Source organism: Pseudoalteromonas sp. NH0006-46 (assembly GCF_057547735.1).
This window is the reverse complement of record NZ_BAAJML010000020.1, coordinates 1-2,718: the sequence shown is the minus strand read 5'-3', so window position 1 is coordinate 2,718 and position 2,718 is coordinate 1. Positions and strand designations below refer to the sequence as shown.

Genomic DNA, 2,718 nt, shown 5'->3' with positions numbered 1-2,718 from the left:
TATGCAAATTATTAGTAAACTCCAAGAGCTTTTAATAATAAAATAATTTGGAGTATAGAAATACTAGCCAACAAATATAATGGATTACCTTTAATATTGTCTACAAAAGCAAATCGTATTAACAAAACTAGATCATAAAATGCGATAACTGAAATAACGAATAAAGCCCAGAGCGCACCGAATGATAAATGATCACCTACATAACCCATTAAATCTTCTGCAATGAAATTAGCTGGTCGAATAAAAACGCTAGGAAAGACGCCAATGACTAAACCAATAATTGGAATAATGAAACTTTTAATATGCTGACTCAATTGCAGATTCCATTTTGCATATAACGCCCGCATAAGGGGCTGAAAATTGTTGGCTATAATGTGAAACGAAGTGGAACCGAGCCAACTATTAGCAGTCCCACTACTTAATGCGCTTGTTAGGTATTCTTTAACCTTTTTAGTTGCTTAACCCCAAAGAATGTACCAATAGGAATAAATAAAAGCCATAGATACGCGAAATATCTGCAGTAAATGACAAACAATTTGGAGCTATGATTTTTGTTTAATAGCCAAACACTTATAATAAGACCGATTAAAGCAGGAATTATTTGAATAAGAGAAAGCACAATGCCAGTCGACATGTGACCTGCTACTAATCTAGGATCGTTTGTAGATAATTCTAAGAATGCAGAATATAGACCTGAAAAGAAGTTAAATAATGATAAAAGTAAAAAGCATTGTAAAACGATACTTATAAATTTTAATAGATTAAACAAACTTGAACCTTCCCTGAATTCCTAACGCCTCGTTAAGAGGCAAATTTGTTGGTGTTAAAATTTGAGCGAAGCGACAAAACACCAACTTAAATTTGTCACTTACTTTAACGACTTGTTATATGGCTATTCGCCACCACCTCCGCCGCAACCTCCATCTCCACAACCGCCGTCGCCACCAAAACCTCCATCACCGGCCATTGTTGAGCGACGAGAATAATCTAAAAGTGATTCAAAATTGAAACGAGGCCAACTACCAAAACACTTTTTTGATACGTCTGTGCGTAGGTCACTATAAGTTGATTGCAAATTTAGTTCTTCGAAGTCAGTTTGTGAGCAAAACATTGCAAAAGCATACTCGATATTGTGCTCAGTTTTGAGCTCAACATCAAAAACACTTTTTACTTCTTCAGTTGAATAAAAGTTTTGCTTTTCGAATGAGTCAATCAAGGCAGGAGGCAATACTCTAGCAATTTTAGTGATTGAATTTTCGTTAAACATTCCGAACATTTAGCTAAACTCCGTTTTGCCATATAACGCCCTGTTAACAGGCAATAATATAGTTGGCTAAAATTAGCGACGGAGGAGCAAAAGCCAACTGTATTTTGTCCTTGTTTAACAGCTTGTTATATTTCAATTTATAGAAACTCTGACTTAACAAGCATTGCATTAAAGTGAGTTAGAAATTGCTCCAACGCAAGCTCCCCTGCTTCATCTACTTGAGTTGAGTTTATATCTTTAATATTGTCAGGAACAATAAGGTTAGGCATTATTTTTTGGTTAAAGTACACAGAGTTTGTACCTTTCAGGGATTTTTTATTTTCAACGTCATAGATACGGGCGTCAATATAATCTAATGCATATGCATTGCATGAACCAAAAGAGCATCTTGTATATAAACCATACCCTTCAAGATATGCAGAAGAATTAGCCCAAGCAGGGCCAGAGTTAGGATATACAATTATTATAAAGTCTAAATTAGACTTTAATGCTAAGTCATCAAGTATGGTTTTTACTTTATTATTTAGATCAATATATGAAAATAATGAGTATTTCTGCTCCATCAATTGTTGAGGTGCATCGAGAGTCTCAACAGAAAAGCCTACATTTAGCAAAGGTGTATTAATCTTACTTTCAAACTTTGCATGGAAGTCTGTAGTTGATATGTTTTTATTTGCGTCGTTTTGGAATGCCGTAGTTCCTACATGATAAAACACTGGACTTTTATCTATCATATAAACAACGCCGATTTTGGACTCTTTTGCTGGCTTCCCATAATTAGCAGGCAATGAAGCGCAACCAGATAAAGACAACATAACAAATAAGATTACTAATTTATTCACGAACTCTCCTTGAAATATAACGCCCCAATAAGGGGCTAAAAATTGTTTGCTAAAATGTTGAGGAACGAAAACAGCAAACTGTTTTTAGTCCCACTTGATTGGCTTATAGTTCGACCAAGCCACTTAATTTAAAAGTAACTGACTATTATATTAAGTGGAATATGCTTCTGTTGGTTACGAATATTGAATGACTTACATCCAATGTTTTTAACAAGACGTTCGAGCCAACAGAGCACCTCGATTTCAAAACGCATTCTCAGGGATTGCCGACCAAGACTATCTATAAGACCTGCGAGAAACGAGATTTAAGCACATTCCGTCCTTAACTTTAACCGTAGGCGCTATAAAATGAAAGCATATAACGTTGATAATTTTGCTGCACTCATTGGCATTGATTGGGCCGATAAAAAACATGATATTTGTGAGCATCCAACAAGCACTAATAAATATCATTACACCGTTGTTAAACACAGGCCTGAAGCGTTGCATGAATGGGCTATGGATATTAAACAGCGTTATCCAGACCAAAAAATAGCGATTGTTTGCGAACTTAAAAAAGGCCCGCTTATTTATGCATTAGCTAAATACGACCACCTTACTTTATTCACT

3 protein-coding genes and 1 pseudogene are annotated in these 2,718 nt (G+C 35.4%); 1 reads left to right on the top strand and 3 read right to left on the bottom strand.

Annotated features, from left to right (window positions below; all coding sequences use genetic code 11):
• Window positions 1–11 precede the first annotated feature (11 nt).
• From AC27I2_RS19585 to AC27I2_RS19575, 3 genes are all read right to left on the bottom strand, one after another.
• On the bottom strand, window positions 12–314 hold the full coding sequence (locus AC27I2_RS19585; RefSeq protein WP_487205249.1) for a hypothetical protein: 303 nt from the start codon (window positions 312–314) through the stop codon (window positions 12–14).
• 578 nt (window positions 315–892) lie between these two features.
• The gene (locus AC27I2_RS19580) at window positions 893–1,276 is read right to left on the bottom strand and encodes a DUF6559 family protein (protein WP_487205248.1); all 384 of its coding nucleotides are present in this window, start codon (window positions 1,274–1,276) and stop codon (window positions 893–895) included.
• 128 nt (window positions 1,277–1,404) lie between these two features.
• Window positions 1,405–2,109 carry a hypothetical protein gene (locus AC27I2_RS19575; protein ID WP_487205247.1) on the bottom strand — a complete coding sequence of 235 codons (705 nt, stop codon included), beginning with the start codon at window positions 2,107–2,109 and terminating at the stop codon, window positions 1,405–1,407.
• A gap of 348 nt (window positions 2,110–2,457) precedes the next feature.
• Between AC27I2_RS19575 and AC27I2_RS19570 the strand changes: the two are divergent.
• Window positions 2,458–2,718: pseudogene (locus AC27I2_RS19570) on the top strand (IS110 family transposase); the annotation flags it as partial.

Excerpts from the sequence above, each read along its gene's own strand:
- AC27I2_RS19580 (WP_487205248.1), bottom strand. The coding sequence starts at position 1,276 with ATGTTCGGAATGTTTAACGAAAATTCAATCACTAAAATTGCTAGAGTA.